We start from the raw sequence: 16,350 nt of genomic DNA, 5'->3' as shown, positions 1-16,350 counted from the left end.
CAACCGCCATCGTGTAAAAACCCCACGTGACTACATCAACGGGATCAGCTGCGGGCATTGTCATCGTCGGCGGCGGCTTGGCCGCGGCCCGGACGGCCGAACAGCTCCGCCGATCGGAGTACACCGGGCCCATCACGATCGTCAGCGACGAGGACCACCTGCCCTACGATCGGCCCCCGCTGTCCAAGGAAGTGCTGCGCGCCGAGACTGACGACGTCACCCTGAAGCCAGCCGAGTTCTACGCCGAGAACGACATCACGCTGCAGCTCGGCTCGGCCGCGCAGTCGGTGGATACGGCCGCCAAAACGCTGAAGCTGGCCGACGGCAGCGACGTCGCCTACGACGAGCTCATCATCGCCACCGGATTGGTGCCAAGGCGCATCCGGGCCTTCGGCGATCTCGCCGGAATCCACGTGCTGCGGTCCTACGCCGAGAGCATGGCCCTGCGCGAGCATGCCGAGAGGGCTCAGCGTGCGGTGGTGGTCGGTGCCGGCTTCATCGGTTGCGAGGTGGCCGCGAGCCTGCGCAAGCTGGGTGTCGAGGTGACGCTCGTGGAGCCGCAGCCGACACCGCTGGCCTCGGTACTGGGCGAGCAGATCGGTGCGCTGGTGACCCGCCTGCATCAGGCCGAGGGAGTCGACGTGCGCTGCGGTATCGGCGTGAGCGAGGTGCGTGGCGCTGACAAGGTCGAGCAGGTCGTCCTGGGCGACGGCACCGAACTCGACGCCGATCTGGTGGTGGTCGGCATCGGTTCGCAGCCGGCGGTCGAGTGGCTTGAGGGCAGCGGTATCGCGCTCGACAACGGCGTGGTGTGCGACGAGGTCGGCCGCGCCAGCTCCGCGGGTGTCTGGGCCATCGGCGACGTCGCATCGTGGCGCGATCACGTGGGTGGTCAAGTGCGCGTTGAGCATTGGAGCAACGTCGCCGACCAGGCGCGGGCCATGGTGCCGGCGATGCTGGGCCAGGAGTCCGCGCCCGTGGTGTCGGTGCCGTACTTCTGGAGCGATCAGTACGACGTCAAGATCCAGTGCCTGGGTGAGCCCGAGGCCGACGACGTGGTGCACGTCGTCGAGGACGACGGCCGCAAGTTCCTGGCCTTCTACGAGCGCAACGGTGTCGTGGTCGGTGTGGTCGGCGGCGGCATGCCCGGCAAGGTGATGAAGGCCCGCGGCAAGATCGCCGCCGGCGTTCCGATCTCCGACGTCCTCGGCTGACTTTCCCTGCGATTTGGGTGCGTTTGGCGGCGGTGAGAGCCGCTGAACGCACCCAGATCGCGCTAGAACTGGCCGAGGTAGAACCGGCCACCCTGGTCGTCGGTGCATTCGGCCATCAGTCCGTAGTCCTGTCGTGACGGCTGCTGCAACACCGTGCCGCCGGCCTCGACGACGCGGGTGACCGCAGCCTCGATATCGGCCACCGTCCACATCGGCACGGCCACGGCCCGTGCGGCGCCACCGGCCATCCCCGACATCGGCTGACTGCCCTGCACACCCCACCCGTCGGTGACCCGACCGGGTTCGAAGGTCCAGAAGAACAGCCGGCCGTAGAACGCCTTGAACCCTTCCGAGTCAGGTACCTGGTAGGTGAGGTACGAAAGTTCGCCTGGCCCTGCGCCGTTCAGATCCGGTCGCGGCGTGCCCGGCGCGGGCAGGAACACCGCGAACGGGGTGCCGGCCGGATCGGTGGCATCCAGCACGGTGCCGAAGTCGAATTCCTGGGTCTGGCCGGGTTGGCCACCGCCGGCCAGGATCGCCCGGCGGGTCTCGTCCAGATCGGTCACCGCGTAGCAGCAGAACAGATTGCCGGGGCCCGCGACGCTGAAGATGCCGATGGGCTGTCGGGTGTTGGTGACCTGGCCGGTGGCGGGGTCGTAGATCCAGCCCAGGACCTGGCCGTAGAAGGCAGCGGACCGGTCGGCGTCGGGGGCCCAGATCGAGACGTATCCGACGTCGCCGTGCTGGATGGGTACCACTGCTCCGGTGACTGGCCCGGACAGCATCCAGCGGTGGCCGGACGGGTCGATGATCACCGCATTGCGGGCGCCGTAGTTCTCGTACGGTTCCCGCTGCACCTGGGCACCCAAGGTGCGAGCCCGCTCCAGGGTGGCATCGGTGTCGGGCACATCCAGCATCAAGCTCACCGAATTCGCCTGTGGTGCGGGTGCTTTCAAGCCGATCTCGGGATACTCGTCGGCCAGGTAGAAAATGCCGCCGGCCAGTGCGAGCTCGGCATGGCCGATGCGACCGTCGTCCATGACGATCGGCTCACCGACCTGAACTGCGCCCAGCACATCGATGTACCAGGCGATCGCGGCCCGGGCATCGGGAACGGTCAGGTAAGCCACGACGGCGGATCGTGGGGTTGCCGGCGCAGCGGTCGGCTTATTCAGTTCGGCGATGGCAGTTTCAGTTCCACTCATGTCGACTCCTTCGGTGTGTTCGGGAAGGTTGAGGGCCGATTCCAGCCGCGCGCGCAGCCGGGCCGCGAACACCGGGTCGGGGGAGACCGGGTGGTCGTCGCCGCTCAGCACGGTCAACGGATCGTGGCTGTTGATCACGATGTCCCTCCCTCCGGTGTCGGGTACTGCGCTCTGAAGGCGCGGCGGGCCCGGACCAACAGGGCCTCGGTGGCGTGCACTGTGCGGCCGATCAACTCGGCGCACTCGGGAACCGAGCAGTCATCGAGGTAGCGGAGAACCAGCACGGTGCGGTGCTGCTCGGGTAACCGGGCCAGAACCGCTTCGGCGACAATGCGATCCAGCTCGGCATCCCAGTTGTCGGCGGGGTCGACCGGTTCGGGCAGTTCGGCCACCGGCACGGTGAACCGGTCGTGGCGACGACGGTAGTGGTCGGCAAGTTTGTGCCGGGCCACTCCGATCAACCACGCCACCGAGATCGGCGGCGGCGACGGTCTGCGGGCCGCGTCCATGGCGGCCAGGAACGTCTCTGACGTCAGATCCTCGGCGGTTCCGCGATCACCGCAGCGGCGTACGAAGTAGCCGTACACCGCCGGCAGGGCCTCGTCGTAGCACCTCAGCAGCGCCCGCGGAGCGTCTGTTTCGGCGCTCACACTCTTATCGTCGCCGTCGGGCACCGAACTCCGACGGCCTTGGGTGAAGTTTTTTCCCGGGAAAATCATTGGCGCCGGTCAGCCGGGTTACGTCATGGTGGTTGGCGTGGTGGATATCGAGGCCTTCAAGAGGGACGGGTTCGTCAAGGTCGAACAGGCCGCTCCCGCCGAAATCGCCGATGCGGCCCGGCATCTGCTCTGGACGCAGATCGGGCTTTCCGCGGACGACCCGGCATCGTGGACCGCCCCGGTGGTATGGGCGGCCGATCTGACCGGGGCGGGCCCGTTCGGCCGGCTGGTGAACAGCGCCTCGCTCACCGATGCCCTGGACCAGATCTGCGGAACCGGGGGTTGGCTGCCGCGCGGCGCCCTGGGCAACATCCCGGTCCGGTTCCCGGTCCATCCGCCCGCCGAGGACCGGGGCTGGCACATCGATGCCAACACCCCGCTGCCCGGAGGCCAGTGGGCGGTCAGCGGCCGCCCGCACACCGTGCTGGTGCTGGCCCTGCTGTCGGAAGTGGGACCCGACGACGCGCCGACCCGCATCCGCGTGGGTTCGCACCGCGACGCCGCCGGGGTGCTCGGGCCCGATCCGATCGACTTCGTCGAAGCCGGCGCACTCGTGGAAGAGGTCAGCCGAGACCGTCCGGTGGCACATGCCACCGGACGACCCGGTGACATGTTCGTGGTGCATCCTTTCACCGCTCATGCCGCCGACGTACATCGCGGCAGCACACCACGTTTCATGTCGCAGGCGCCTGTGATGCTCGCCGAGAAGCTCAGCCCACGAGGTCCGGAGGCGCTGGCCTGTGTGTGGGATGAGCTAGCGCGGGGCTAGGGCCTCCAGTCCTGGCCGCGTCACCTCGAAGGCGTCGGCGATGGCATCTGCCAGGGCGACCGACTCATCGGCGAGCCAGTGCTCGTACGCCGACAGTGCGACGCCCAACATGAGCCAGCCGACGGTCTGCGGCATCAGATCGCGGGGTGCCGCGTCGATCCGCTGCGCCACGTAGGCCGCGATGACTTCGCGCCAGCCGGCATACATGGTCATCGAATATGCCTGCAGTCCAGCGGTTTCCAGGATCACCCGCATGCGCCGCCGGTGTTGGGCCATCTCGTGGGCGTCGTAGGTATTGAACGACAGCAGTGCTTCGCGCAGCGCTTCGGCGAGCGGGATCTCGGTGCTCAGCGCGGCGAGCAGGTCGCGCAGGTGCTGCAGGTGGGCGTCGAAGTCTCCCCAGGGGATGGCGTTCTTGGAGGCGTAGTAGCGGAACAGTGTGCGTCGCGCGATGCCGGCGGCTTTGGCCACGTCGTCGACGCTGACCTCGTCGAATCCGCGGTTGGCGAACAGCGCCAGCGCGACATCGGTGATGTGGTCCTGCGTGGTGGACGGACGCCGACCGACTCGGGGCCCGGACGCCTGCTGCATTGAACCCGCCCTTCCATTTGTGCACTCGATGCCATATTATTGCGACTCAGGTCACAGATGTCGAGACCCACAGTTACCGGAAAGGTGCGATTCATGGATCAAAACCCGCAGGCAGAAACCGAAACCCAGCTCGTCACCGAGACGCTCGTCGAAGAGGTCTCGATCGACGGTATGTGCGGGGTTTACTGACCGTGTCCACGCAGGTCGCCGATACGGCTGCGCAAACCGGCGTGGTCTTCGACCCGGACTCCAGTTGGCGGTTACACCACCAGGTGGCGGTGCGGCCGGAGCCGTTCGGCGCCCTGCTGTATCACTTCGGAACCCGTAAGCTGTCGTTTCTGAAGAACCGGACGGTCGTCGAGGTGGTCAACGCTCTGGCTGATCACCCCGACGCCCGGTCCGCGTGTCGCGCGGTCGGAATCGCCGACGCCGACCAAGGCCCTTACCTGCACGCGCTGAGCGTGCTGGTGTCCTCGAAGATGCTCATCCCCGGGAATCCACAATGACTTCTGTTGCGCCCGCGCGCACTCCTGTTCCACGGCTCGTCGAGCAGTTCGAACACGGACTCGACGCCCCGATCTGCCTGACCTGGGAGCTCACCTACGCCTGCAACCTGGCATGCGTGCACTGCCTGTCCTCGTCGGGTAAGCGCGACCCGCGCGAACTGTCCACCCGGCAGTGCAAGGACATCATCGACGAGCTGGAACGCATGCAGGTGTTCTATGTGAACATCGGTGGTGGCGAACCGACTGTGCGCCCGGACTTCTGGGAACTGGTCGACTATGCGACCGAGCATCACGTGGGGGTCAAGTTCTCCACCAACGGGGTGCGCATCACGCCCGAGGTGGCCGCGAAACTCGCCGCCAGCGATTACGTCGACGTGCAGATCTCCCTGGACGGCGCCAACGCCGAGGTCAACGACGCGGTGCGCGGCAAGGGCTCATTCGACATGGCCGTGCGCGCGCTGGAAAACCTTGCCGCCGCAGGCTTTTCCGATGCCAAGATCTCGGTGGTGGTAACCCGCCACAATGTCGGCCAGCTCGATGAGTTCAAGGCACTCGCCGACCGCTTCGGTGCCACGCTGCGGATCACCCGGCTGCGCCCGTCGGGCCGGGGCGCCGACGTCTGGGACGAGCTGCACCCCACCCCGGACCAGCAGCGCCAGCTGTACAACTGGTTGGTCGCCCACGGTGAGCGGGTGTTGACCGGCGACTCGTTCTTCCATCTGTCGGGTCTGGGCGAGCCCGGCGCGCTGGCCGGGCTGAACCTGTGTGGTGCCGGCCGAGTGGTGTGCCTGATCGATCCGGTGGGCGACGTCTACGCTTGCCCGTTCGCCATCCATGACAAGTTCCTCGCCGGAAACATCCTGGAAGACACCGGCTTTGGCGCCGGATTCCAGAATGTCTGGCAGAACTCCCCGTTGTTCCGCGAGCTGCGCGAGCCCCAGTCGGCCGGTGCCTGCAGCGGCTGCGGACACTACGACGCCTGCCGTGGCGGCTGCATGGCGGCCAAGTTCTTCACCGGTCTGCCGATGGACGGGCCAGACCCCGAGTGCGTCGAAGGCTGGGGCGAGTCGGCCCTGGCGGCCGAGCGCATCAAACCCAAGCCCAGCGGGGACCACTCCCATGCCAAGAAGCCAGGTACCAAGCAGGGTCCGGTGGCACTGAAGCTGCTGACCACGCCGCCCGCCCGAATCTGTAACGAAAGTCCGGTGTAAATCCATGGCTCGTGATACCTGGTTCGAGACCGTCGCCATTGCTCAGCAACGGGCGAAGAAACGGCTCCCCAAGTCTGCCTACTCGTCGCTGATCTCCGCCAGCGAAAAGGGCGTGACGGTCTCCGACAACGTGGAGTCCTTCGCCGAGCTGGGCTTCGCCCCGCATGTCATCGGTGCCACCGAGAAACGTGAGATGGCGACAACCGTGATGGGTCAGGACATTTCGATGCCCGTCATCATCTCGCCGACCGGCGTGCAGGCCGTCGATCCCGATGGCGAGGTGGCGGTGGCGCGTGCCGCGGCTGCCCGTGGCACCGCCATGGGGCTGTCCTCGTTCGCCAGTAAGCCGATGGAGGAAGTCACCGCCGTCAACGACAAGATCTTCTTCCAGATCTACTGGCTGGGGTCCCGCGACGAGATCGCCGAGCGGGTGCAGCGCGCCAGAGAAGCTGGAGCCGCCGGTTTGATCTGTACGACCGACTGGAGCTTCAGCCACGGCCGGGACTGGGGTAGTCCGAAGATCCCGGAGCGGATGGACCTCAAGCAGATCATCAAGATGTCGCCTGAGGTACTCACCAAGCCTCGCTGGCTGTGGAGCTTCGGTAAGCATCTGCGTCCGCCGGACCTGCGGGTTCCCAATCAGGGCCGGCGCGGTGAGCCGGGGCCGACCTTCTTCGAGGCCTACGGCCAGTGGATGGGCACCCCGCCCCCGACCTGGGAGGACATCGCCTGGCTGCGGGAGCAGTGGGGCGGACCGTTCCTGCTCAAGGGCATGGTGCGCGTCGACGACGCCAAACGTGCTGTGGATGCGGGTGTTTCGGCGATCACGGTGTCCAACCACGGCGGCAACAACTTGGACGGCACCCCGGCGGCGATCCGCTGCCTGCCCGCCATCGCCGACGCGGTGGGCGATCAGGTCGAGGTTTTGCTGGATGGCGGGATCCGCCGGGGCAGCGATGTCGTCAAGGCTGTGGCGCTGGGCGCCCGGGCCGTCATGATCGGACGCGCCTATCTGTGGGGCCTGGCCGCCAACGGCCAGGCGGGTGTCGAGAATGTGTTGGACATCCTCAGCGGTGGCATCGACTCCGCGCTGCGTGGGTTGGGCAAGTCTTCGATCCACGACCTGACCCCCGACGACATCCTGGTCCCGGAGGGCTTCACCCGAGCCCTCGGTGTGCCGCGAACCGGCGCCTGACGGCTTACCGTCACCCTAAGGTGCAGCGTGACAGGGGTGGCGGGAGGGACGTACGTGATGCCGACGGGCGGTGCCGGTAAAGCTACGGCAAATCAATTGCTGCCTGTGCACCAACAATTGGCGCGCGGTAGGTGAATTCGGCCTACCATCGGCACGTGGCTTTCCCCAGCGGGCTCGGGAACTCAACGTCGAGGCAGCTACACAGCCTGTCGCCAATGTTGATCGTCCCTGTGGGCTCTACCGAGCAGCATGGCCCGCACCTGCCCCTGGACACCGACACCCGTATCGCCGCCGCCGTCGCGCACGCACTGCCAGAGCACCTGGACGGCGCGCCGCCCGGGGACTGGGTGGTCGCGCCCCCGGTCTGCTACGGCGCCAGCGGCGAGCACGAGGGGTTTCCCGGCACGGTGTCGATCGGTACCCAGGCCCTGCGATCGTTGCTGCTGGAGTACGGACGTTCTGCATCGAGTTGGGCGCCGCGACTGGTCTTCGTCAATGGTCACGGGGGGAATGTCGAGGCGCTGGTCGCCGCGGTGGCCCTGTTGCGCGAGGAGGGCCGCGACGTCGGTTGGGTTCCGTGCGCGGCCGCGGGCGCCGATGCACACGCGGGGCATACCGAAACATCTGTATTGCTACATATTTCGCCCGGCGATGTCGCCGCCGGATACCTGACTCCCGGGAACACCGCCCCACTGGCCGAGCTCATGCCGGCGATGCGCAGTGGTGGGATCGCGGCGGTCAGCGAAGTCGGCGTACTGGGTGACCCGACTACCGCCACGGCCGCCGAGGGGGAGCGTATCTTTGCTGAGATGGTCAACGGCGCTGCCGGTCGGATGCGGCGGTGGGAGCCGGGCCGGAACGGATTGCTGACATGACCGGACCGAGGCTGCCCGACGGTTTTGCCGTGCAGGTGGATCGCCGTGTCAAGGTGCTCGGGGCCGGTGCGGCCCTCCTCGGCGGGTCGCCGACCCGGTTGCTGCGGCTCGCGCCGACGGCGCAGACCATGCTCAGCGGCGGCCGCCTGGAAGTGCATGACGCGCAGAGCGCGCAACTGGCCCGGACTTTGCTCGACGCCACGGTGGCCCATCCCCGTCCGCCCAGCGGGCCGTCGCACCGAGACGTGACGGTCATTATTCCGGTGCGCGACAACGTTTCCGGTCTGCACCGGCTGATCGCGGCGTTGCGGGGTCTGCGGGTGATCGTGGTCGACGACGGCTCGGCGGTCCCGGTGGCGCAGTCAGAGTTCGCCGGGATGCACTGCGATGTCCAGGTGCTCCGGCACGTCCGGAGCAAGGGGCCGGCGGCCGCCCGCAACACCGGCCTGGCGGCGACGCAGACCGATTACGTGGCGTTCCTCGACTCCGACGTGGTGCCACGGCGCGGGTGGCTGGAGGCGTTGCTCGGACACTTCTGTGATCCGGCCGTGGCGTTGGTGGCGCCCCGCATCGTCGGCCTGCACACCGCCGACAACGTGGTGGCCCGGTACGAGGCGGTGCGTTCGTCGTTGGATCTCGGGCTGCGGGAGGCACCGGTGGTGCCCTACGGCCCGGTGTCCTATGTCCCGAGTGCGGCCATCATCTGCCGGCGCTCGGCGCTGGCCGCAGTGGGCGGGTTCGACGAGACAATGCAGTCCGGCGAGGATGTCGACCTGTGTTGGCGCCTGGTGGAGACCGGGTCCCGACTGCGGTACGAGCCGATCGCTCTGGTTGCTCATGACCATCGGACCGATCTGCGAGAGTGGTTGAACCGCAAGGCTTTCTACGGCGCGTCGGCGGCACCGTTGAGCGTCCGGCATCCGGGTAAGACCGCGCCTGTGGTGATCTCGGGGTGGACGCTGATGGTGTGGCTGCTCCTGGCCATGGGGTCGGGTTTCGGGTACCTCGGCTCGGTGGTGATCGCGATCTTCACCGGCCGGCGCATCGCACGGTCCCTCAGCACGGTCGATCCCGAACCCACCGAGGTCGCGGCGGTGACCGCGCGCGGGCTGTGGTCGGCGGCCCTCCAGCTGTGTTCGGCGATCTGTCGGCATTACTGGCCGGTCGCCCTGATCGCCGCCCTGATGTTCCGGCGGGCCCGGCATGCGGTGCTGGTGGCCGCAGTGCTCGACGGCGTGGTCGACTGGGCTACCCGGCGCGGCAATGCCGACGACGACACCAAACCCGTCGGCCTGCTGACTCACATCCTGCTCAAGCGTCTCGATGATCTCGCCTACGGGGTCGGCCTGTGGACCGGTGTGGTGCGGGAACGTCAGCTGGGCGCGCTCAAGCCGCAGCTGCGGAGCTAGCCGGAATTGGAGCGCGACGTCCTGATCGTCGGTGCCGGAAGCGCCGGATCGATTCTGGCTGAACGGCTTTCCGCCGATCCCGGCTGCCGGGTGACGGTCGTGGAGGCCGGCCCGGCGCCCAGTGACCCGCGGGTGGCGGCACAGATCACCGATGCCCTGCGGTTGCCGATCGGGGCGGCCAGTTCGGTGGTCCGTCACTATGCGTCGGTGTTGACCGACAATCCGCCCCGGCACACCGAGATCATCCGCGGGTCGGTGGTGGGTGGCTCCGGGGCGGTCAACGGCGGTTACTTCTGCCGGGGGCTACCCACGGACTTCGACACCTGGGCGGTACCGGGCTGGGGTTGGCAGGACGTGCTGCCACACTTCCGCGCCATCGAGACCGACCTGGATTTCGGCACCGCCCTGCACGGGGACGGCGGCCCGATAACCGTCCGTCGGGTAGGTGAATTCGACGGGTGCACAGCATCATTCGTGGACGCAGCGGCGAACGCCGGATTCGGTTGGATCGACGACCTGAACGGCTCGGATGCCGGTGCGATGCTGCCTGCGGGGGTGGGGGCGGTTCCGCTGAACATCAACGGCGGCAACAGAGTTGGGCCAGGAGGTGCCTACCTGCAGCCGGCCCTGGGCCGGTCGAATCTGGGGCTGCTGACCGACACCCGGGTCGACCGTGTGCTGTTCCGCGCGAATCGGGCGGTCGGGGTTCAGTGCGCAGACGGCGCCGTTCTGCATGCTGATCGAATTGTCTTGTGTTCCGGTGCAATCGGATCGGCGCACCTGTTGCTGCTGTCCGGAGTCGGACCGTCAGCCGAGCTGGAGGCGCTCGGCATCGAGGTGGTCGCCGGGCTTCCGGTGGGCATGCGCACGGTGGATCATCCGGAATGGGTGCTACCCGTTTCCTGGACGCCGACCCGCGACCTGCCGCCGCTGGAGGCCGTGCTCAGCACTGCCGATGGCATCGAGGTGCGTCCGTACACCGCCGGCTTCGCGGCCATGGTGCACGGGCACGGCCATGACCCTGCCGAACTTCCGCACCTCGGGGTGGCGCTGATGCGTCCGCAGTCGCGGGGCCGGGTCCGGTTGGCGTCGGCCGACCCAAAGGTGGCGCCGGTGATCGAACACCGCTACGACACGGTGGCCGAGGATGTCGAGACGCTGCGTCGGGGAACCGAGCTGGCTCGCGAATTGGTCAGCCACACAGCTGAAGTCGGCGATGCGTCGTGGTCGACATCGCAGCATCTGGCCGGCACTGCTCCGATGGGGGCAGGACCTGAGGCGGTACTCGATCCGACCTGCCGGGTGCTGGGGGTCGACGGTCTGTGGGTGGTGGACGGGTCGATCATGCCGGCCATCACCAGCCGCGGCCCCCACGCGACCATTGCCATGATCGGTCATCGGGCTGCGGAGTTTCTGGCGACCTGAACCGGCGCACCACAGCGATCTGCCGACCGTCGCGGCCGGGCGCCCACACGGCGACGAAGACCGCGGCCACCCCCAGTACCGCCGCCATCACCAACAGGGCCGAGTTGGTCGCCTCCAGGAACGCCTGCTGGGCCAACCGGGCGAATGCCGCGCCTTGTGGACCCAGGTGCTCGGACACCGTGAGTGCCTCGGCCAGCGAGTTCGTCACCGGGCCGTGCAGATTGTCGGGGATGCTGTCCAGCGCGGGGGCGAGGAGGTCCTGATACTGCGCGGCCAGGATCGAACCGGATACCGCGATGCCAAGGGCGGCACCGATTTCGCGGGCGGTGTCGTTGACGGCAGACGCCACGCCCTGCTTCTCGTCGGGAACCGCACCCATGATGGCCGATGTCGCCGGGGCGGTGGACAATCCGATCCCGGTGCTCATGATCAGCAGCGGCCAGGTGAAGTCCAGATAGGACGAGTCGAGTTCGAGCAGGCGCATGCACATCAGCCCGGTCGCTATCAGCAACAGGCCTCCGAAGACCGACATGCGCAACCCGATCCGCGGTAGATACAGATGGGTGGTGGCGCCGAGGATGAGTACAGGAAGGGCCAAGGGGCACAGCGCAAATGCGGTCTGGATCGGGCTGTAGCCCATCACCAGCTGGATGAACTGCATGCTGACGAAGAAGAATCCGAAATTGGCGAAGAACAGGAACGTCACCCCGATCGATCCGGTGGCGAAGTCGGGCCTGCGGAGCAGTCGCACGTCGAGCAGCGGGTGACGGTGCCGTAGTTGTGTGATGGTGAACAGCGCGGCCATCGCGATCCCGGCGATCATGCAGCCCCAGACCATCGGGTGCGTCCAGCCGCGGACCGGCGCCTCCACCACGCCGAGGACGAACACGGCCACCGCACCTCCGATGAGGATCGCGCCGATCCAGTCCAGAGGCGCGGCGTCGGCGTCCCGCGATGACGCGACAGTGCAGGTGAGGATGAACATGGCGACGGCCATGATGGTGAATGTCACGAAGATGGACTGCCAGGGCCAGAAGTGAAGGAGCCCGCCGGTGACCAGGAATCCGGCGATGGCGCCCGATCCGACGACGGCGGCCCAGATGCCAATTGCCTTGTTGCGTTCCGATTTCGGGAATGCGGCGGTGAGCATCGACAGGGTGGCGGGCATGATGAATGCCGCTCCGGCTCCGGCGATCGCGCGTGCCACGATCAGGTGAACCGGACCGTCCCAGATCAGCGGTGCCGCCGATGCCAGGGTGAAGACGGCGAGTCCGATCAGTAGCGCGCCGCGCCTGCCGTAGCGATCTCCGATGGCGCCGGCCGGGAGTAGCAGGCATGCCAATGCCAGGGTGTACCCGTCGATCACCCAGGTGAGTTGGGCCTGGGTCGCGGAGGTCTGGGTGGCGATGTCGGGCAGCGCGGCATTCAGGGCCACCATCGATGAGATGACGATCGACACATCGAGGCACGCGACGACGAGTAGCCAGTAACGCTGGCGGATCGACAGTTCGGCCATGCCCGGGTCGATATCCTGGCCAGACTCGACGAGGGTGTCGGTCATGCTGGGCACTCCTTGGTCGACGAACTTTTGAGACTATCAGTATCGGAGCGAGACGGTAAGTATGCTTTCTGGAGGTGACGGAGAATGACTGCCGACAGCGGTGACCCGCGCCCGGCCCGATCGCGAGCCCGGTTGCTCGAGGCGGCGACGACGCTGTTGCGGTCAGGTGGTCCGAGCGCGGTGACGGTCGACGCGGTGACCAGAGCTGCGAATGTGGCCAGGGCAACGTTGTACCGGCACTTCTCGAGCGGAAATGACTTACTGGCCGCGGCATTTCGCGCACTCATCCCGGCCGCGCCGATGCCACCGGAGGACGGCCCGCTGCGTGATCGGCTGATCGCGCTGGTTCAGGCGCAGGCCGAGTCGATCGCCGAGGCGCCGATCAGCATCACAGCGATGTCATGGTTGGCGCTCGGCGGCGACATGGAGCAGTTGCCGTGGCAGACCGGTGACAGCGCTGAGGTGCGGACCCTGCGTGAGCGGGTGGCCGAGCAGTACGCGGTGCCGTTCGAGGCGATCTTCACCAGTCCCGAGGCCATCGCCGAACTCGGTGAGGTGGATCGCTCGCAGGCCGCCGCGCTGCTGCTGGGTCCGATCGTGCTGGGCAAGCTCAGCACGCTGTCGGGATTCGACTACACCGCCTGCGTGCAGGCAGCGGTGGATGGCTTCCTTGCCACCCACCGGCGGCCCGAGCGTCAGCGCAGCGAGTAACGAATCGGCAGGTGCTTGAGTCCACCGACGAAGGTGGTCGCGGAAAGCTCTGGGGTTCCGGCCAATTCGATGGAGTCCAGTCGGCTCAGCAGCTCGGTGAACAAGCTGCTCATCTCCATCCTGGCCAGTGCTGCTCCCAGACAGAAGTGCACGCCGTATCCGAATGCCAGGTGCTTGTTCGGGTCCCGCCCGACGTCGAAGCGGTGCGGGTTGTCGAAGACCTCCTCGTCGCGGTTGCCCGAAACGTAGGCCAGATAGACGGACTCGCCCTTGGCGATCGGTACGCCGCGCACGGTGGTGTCGGCGGTGGCGGTGCGCATGAACTCCTTGACCGGGGTGGTCCACCGGATCATCTCTTCGACGGCGGTGCCCATCAGTTCGGGCTGCGCCCGCAGCCTGGCGAGCTGGTCCGGGTTTTCGATGAGCGCCAGCAATCCACCGGAGATCGCATCCTTGGTGGTGTCGTGGCCGGCGCTGGCGACGATCACGTAATACGACGCGGTATCGACGTCGGACAGCGGTTCCCCGTCGATCGTGCCGTTCGCGATGGCCGACGCCAGATCCTCGGTCGGGTTGGCTCGGCGCGCCGCGGTGAGCGCCGAGAAGTAGGCGAAGAAGTCCATCAAAACGGCGAGCTGGTCCTCCAGGGATCCGCCGTCACGCTTGTACTCGTCGTCGTCGCCGCCGAACATCTCCTGGGTCAGCATGTGCATGCGGCCGAAGTCCTCTTCGGGGAGCCCGAGCAACGACATGATCACGTACAGCGGGAAGTCCACGGCGATGGCGGTGACGAAATCGCATTCGGGCCCGATGTCGCGCATCTTGTCGACATAGCGCTTGGCGAGCTCGTCGACGCGAACCTTGAGCGCACGCATCGCCTTGGGGCGGAACCAATCTGCACCGATGGCCCGCACCTTGCGGTGGTGTGGGTCGTCCATGTGGATCAGGGTGCGCAGGCCCATGCCGGCCTCGAGCTGTTGTTTGGCCAGATCGTCGGCCGCGGCGGTGGCCAGGAGTGGCCGGGGCTCGCTGATGAAGAGCTCGTTGTCCCGCTCGACGGCCATGATGTCGGCGTGCTTGGTGATCGCCCAGAACGGTCGGTAGGGGCGGCTGTCCACCCAGGCCACCGGATTGTTGGCGCGCAAATGGGTCAGCGCGGTGTGCAGGCGTGCATCGTCGGCGTAAGCCGTCGGATCGGCGAGCACCTTCGCGGCGTCATCCATCGTCGGCGCGCTCATTCGGACTCCTCACTGCCAGGACTTGACGGGTGTCAACTATCACCTTATGTGATCGGCGCCACGCAAGGGAGCCGATTTCGTCGATCCGCCCCGTACGCTCGCTGCCATGCGGTCCGGGCGTCGCGTCGTCGCGTTGCTGGCAGTGTTGGCGATGCTGGTCGGAGGCTGTGCGTGGGGTGGCGGTCAGGCGGTGACATCCGGTCATCCACCGGGGCACGTGCAAGGGCCGGACCCGGCGCTCGTCCAAACCGCGGCCGGAACCCTGCGCGGCACAGTGGTATCCGACCACCGTCTGTTCGCCGGCGTGCCGTACGCCGCGGCGCCGGTGGGTCCCATGCGGTTCGCCGCGCCGGCGCCTGCGCCGGGATGGGCGGGGGAGCGCGACGCCACCCGCCCCGGGCCCCGGTGTATCCAGGACCCCGATTTGGATCCCGAACGCGGGGCCAACACCGCCGAGGACTGCCTGAGCCTGAACGTCTGGACGCCGCGGGTCTCGGCGGAGTTGCGCCCCGTGATGGTGTGGATCCACGGCGGCGCGTTCGCGGGCGGTAGCAGCGGTATCTACGACGCGGCGCGGTTGGCCGCGCGCGGCGACATCGTGGTGGTGACGATCAACTACCGACTCGGCACGCTGGGGTTCCTGGCTCACCCGGCCCTGGGGTCCGCAGGTGACATCGGCAACTACGGCCTGGCCGACCAGCAGGCGGCGCTGCGGTGGGTGCGCGACAACATCGCCGACTTCGGCGGCGATCCCGAAAAGATCACTGTCGCGGGGGAATCCGCAGGTGGGATGTCGGTGTGCGACCATCTGGTATCGCCGGGTTCGACGGGATTGTTCCGCGCCGCGATCCTGATGAGCGCACCGTGCCAGGCGCAGGCCGACCTGGCCACCGCGACCCGACGCTCATTCGATTACGCGGCCGCCGTCGGATGTCCCGAACTCGCGGTGGCGGCCACCTGCTTGCGGGCACTGCCGGTGGGCCGGCTACGAAAACCGGTCTGGTACTTCAATATCGGTAGTGACGAGCTGGCCGGTCCGGTCACCGGGTCGGCGTTGATTCCTCAGGCCCCGTTGGCGGCATTCGCGTCTGACCGCGCCGATCCGGTGCCGGTGCTCATCGGGACCACTCGAGATGAGTTCACATTGTTCGTGGCGCTGCGCTATCTGCGGCACGGCCAGCGCTACGTCGCGGCGGATTACCCACGGCTCCTGTCCGAGACCTTCGGCGCCGACGCCGCGACGGTCGGCGCGAACTACCCGATCGATCGCTACGGCGGTGTGGCACAGGCATATTCGGCAGCGGTGACCGACGGCGCCTTTGCCTGCGTCTCGGAGCGGATGGCCGGTGAACTGTCCCGCACCGGGCCGGTCTATGCCTACGAGTTCAACGATCGCTCCGCCCCGGCGCCGGAGGCCTTGCGAACGCTACCCTTCCCGGTCGGCGCCAGTCACTCGCTGGAGCTTCGCTACCTGTTCGACGTCGGTGGGGCGCCTCCGTTGGACCCGGCGCAGCAACGGCTCTCGGACCAGATGATCGACTACTGGAGCGCTTTCGTGCGCACCGGCGATCCTGCCGTCGACGGTCAGCCGGGCTGGCCCGGGTTCGATCCGGCGGGCGACGGCGCCCGAATGTCGTTGCAGGCCGACGGCAGTCGCGTCGACAATGGCTACGCACGCGAACATCAATGCCCGTTCTGGGCCGGGCTGGGGGAGAAGTGAA

16 protein-coding genes are annotated in these 16,350 nt (G+C 67.5%); 11 read left to right on the top strand and 5 right to left on the bottom strand.

The genetic code is table 11. From position 1 onward, the window contains the following. The first annotated feature begins 26 nt into the window (after positions 1 to 26). Entirely contained in the window at positions 27 to 1,214 is a 1,188-nt protein-coding gene (locus tag G6N44_RS12035; RefSeq protein WP_163664230.1) for an FAD-dependent oxidoreductase, read from the top strand. Between the two features lie 62 nt (positions 1,215 to 1,276). On the opposite strand, the gene G6N44_RS12030 is transcribed toward G6N44_RS12035, so the two are convergent. Together G6N44_RS12030 and G6N44_RS12025 are read right to left on the bottom strand one after the other, a co-directional pair. After that, the gene (locus G6N44_RS12030; RefSeq protein WP_179964516.1) at positions 1,277 to 2,557 is read right to left on the bottom strand and encodes a VOC family protein; all 1,281 of its coding nucleotides are present in this window, start codon (positions 2,555 to 2,557) and stop codon (positions 1,277 to 1,279) included. Next, on the bottom strand, positions 2,554 to 3,069 hold the full coding sequence (locus G6N44_RS12025) for an RNA polymerase sigma factor (RefSeq protein ID WP_163664228.1): 516 nt from the start codon (positions 3,067 to 3,069) through the stop codon (positions 2,554 to 2,556). The genes G6N44_RS12030 and G6N44_RS12025 overlap by 4 nt, the downstream gene beginning before the upstream one ends. A 106-nt stretch (positions 3,070 to 3,175) precedes the next feature. Here G6N44_RS12025 and G6N44_RS12020 point away from each other — a divergent pair, with 106 nt between their 5' ends. Next, complete coding sequence (locus tag G6N44_RS12020) at positions 3,176 to 3,907, top strand: phytanoyl-CoA dioxygenase family protein (RefSeq protein ID WP_235683006.1); 732 nt, start codon at positions 3,176 to 3,178, stop codon at positions 3,905 to 3,907. On the opposite strand, the gene mftR is transcribed toward G6N44_RS12020, so the two are convergent. Next, the gene (mftR, locus tag G6N44_RS12015; protein ID WP_163664224.1) at positions 3,893 to 4,498 is read right to left on the bottom strand and encodes a mycofactocin system transcriptional regulator MftR; all 606 of its coding nucleotides are present in this window, start codon (positions 4,496 to 4,498) and stop codon (positions 3,893 to 3,895) included. The genes G6N44_RS12020 and mftR overlap by 15 nt on opposite strands. 93 nt (positions 4,499 to 4,591) lie before the next feature. Here mftR and mftA point away from each other — a divergent pair, with 93 nt between their 5' ends. The 7 genes from mftA (at position 4,592) to mftG (ending at position 11,119) form a co-directional block, all read left to right on the top strand. After that, positions 4,592 to 4,687, top strand: a complete 96-nt coding sequence (gene mftA, locus G6N44_RS12010) for a mycofactocin precursor MftA (RefSeq protein WP_003881928.1) — start codon at positions 4,592 to 4,594, stop codon at positions 4,685 to 4,687. 2 nt (positions 4,688 to 4,689) lie between these two features. Next, entirely contained in the window at positions 4,690 to 5,004 is a 315-nt protein-coding gene (gene mftB, locus G6N44_RS12005) for a mycofactocin biosynthesis chaperone MftB (protein ID WP_163664222.1), read from the top strand. Further along, positions 5,001 to 6,215 (top strand): mycofactocin radical SAM maturase, encoded by a 1,215-nt coding sequence (mftC, locus tag G6N44_RS12000; protein ID WP_163664220.1) that lies wholly within the window; start codon positions 5,001 to 5,003, stop codon positions 6,213 to 6,215. Before mftB ends, mftC begins: the two co-directional genes overlap by 4 nt. A 4-nt stretch (positions 6,216 to 6,219) precedes the next feature. Beyond that, on the top strand, positions 6,220 to 7,410 hold the full coding sequence (mftD, locus tag G6N44_RS11995; protein ID WP_163664218.1) for a pre-mycofactocin synthase MftD: 1,191 nt from the start codon (positions 6,220 to 6,222) through the stop codon (positions 7,408 to 7,410). Positions 7,411 to 7,541: 131 nt separating this feature from the next. Continuing rightward, positions 7,542 to 8,285, top strand: a complete 744-nt coding sequence (mftE, locus tag G6N44_RS11990) for a mycofactocin biosynthesis peptidyl-dipeptidase MftE (protein ID WP_163664216.1) — start codon at positions 7,542 to 7,544, stop codon at positions 8,283 to 8,285. Continuing rightward, entirely contained in the window at positions 8,282 to 9,694 is a 1,413-nt protein-coding gene (mftF, locus tag G6N44_RS11985; protein ID WP_163664214.1) for a mycofactocin biosynthesis glycosyltransferase MftF, read from the top strand. The genes mftE and mftF overlap by 4 nt, the downstream gene beginning before the upstream one ends. Positions 9,695 to 9,700: 6 nt before the next feature. After that, positions 9,701 to 11,119 carry a mycofactocin dehydrogenase MftG gene (gene mftG / locus G6N44_RS11980; protein WP_163664212.1) on the top strand — a complete coding sequence of 473 codons (1,419 nt, stop codon included), beginning with the start codon at positions 9,701 to 9,703 and terminating at the stop codon, positions 11,117 to 11,119. Here mftG and G6N44_RS11975 read toward each other — a convergent pair. Beyond that, positions 11,049 to 12,680: an MFS transporter gene (locus G6N44_RS11975; protein ID WP_163664211.1), complete on the bottom strand. Its 1,632-nt coding sequence runs from the start codon at positions 12,678 to 12,680 to the stop codon at positions 11,049 to 11,051. The genes mftG and G6N44_RS11975 overlap by 71 nt on opposite strands. Positions 12,681 to 12,764: 84 nt before the next feature. Here G6N44_RS11975 and G6N44_RS11970 point away from each other — a divergent pair, with 84 nt between their 5' ends. Continuing rightward, complete coding sequence (locus G6N44_RS11970; protein ID WP_163664208.1) at positions 12,765 to 13,391, top strand: TetR/AcrR family transcriptional regulator; 627 nt, start codon at positions 12,765 to 12,767, stop codon at positions 13,389 to 13,391. On the opposite strand, the gene G6N44_RS11965 is transcribed toward G6N44_RS11970, so the two are convergent. Next, positions 13,376 to 14,629, bottom strand: coding sequence for a cytochrome P450 (locus tag G6N44_RS11965; RefSeq protein WP_163664206.1), 1,254 nt, complete (start codon positions 14,627 to 14,629; stop codon positions 13,376 to 13,378). The two genes, G6N44_RS11970 and G6N44_RS11965, sit on opposite strands and share 16 nt — an antisense overlap. Before the next feature lie 106 nt (positions 14,630 to 14,735). On the opposite strand from G6N44_RS11965, the gene G6N44_RS11960 reads away from it, so the two are divergent. After that, positions 14,736 to 16,349: a carboxylesterase/lipase family protein gene (locus tag G6N44_RS11960; protein ID WP_163664204.1), complete on the top strand. Its 1,614-nt coding sequence runs from the start codon at positions 14,736 to 14,738 to the stop codon at positions 16,347 to 16,349. Position 16,350 lies beyond the last annotated feature (1 nt).

Source organism: Mycolicibacterium alvei (assembly GCF_010727325.1).
Classification (GTDB): domain Bacteria; phylum Actinomycetota; class Actinomycetes; order Mycobacteriales; family Mycobacteriaceae; genus Mycobacterium; species Mycobacterium alvei.
The sequence above is the reverse complement of the archived record's forward strand: the minus strand, read 5'-3'. Positions and strand labels throughout refer to the sequence as shown.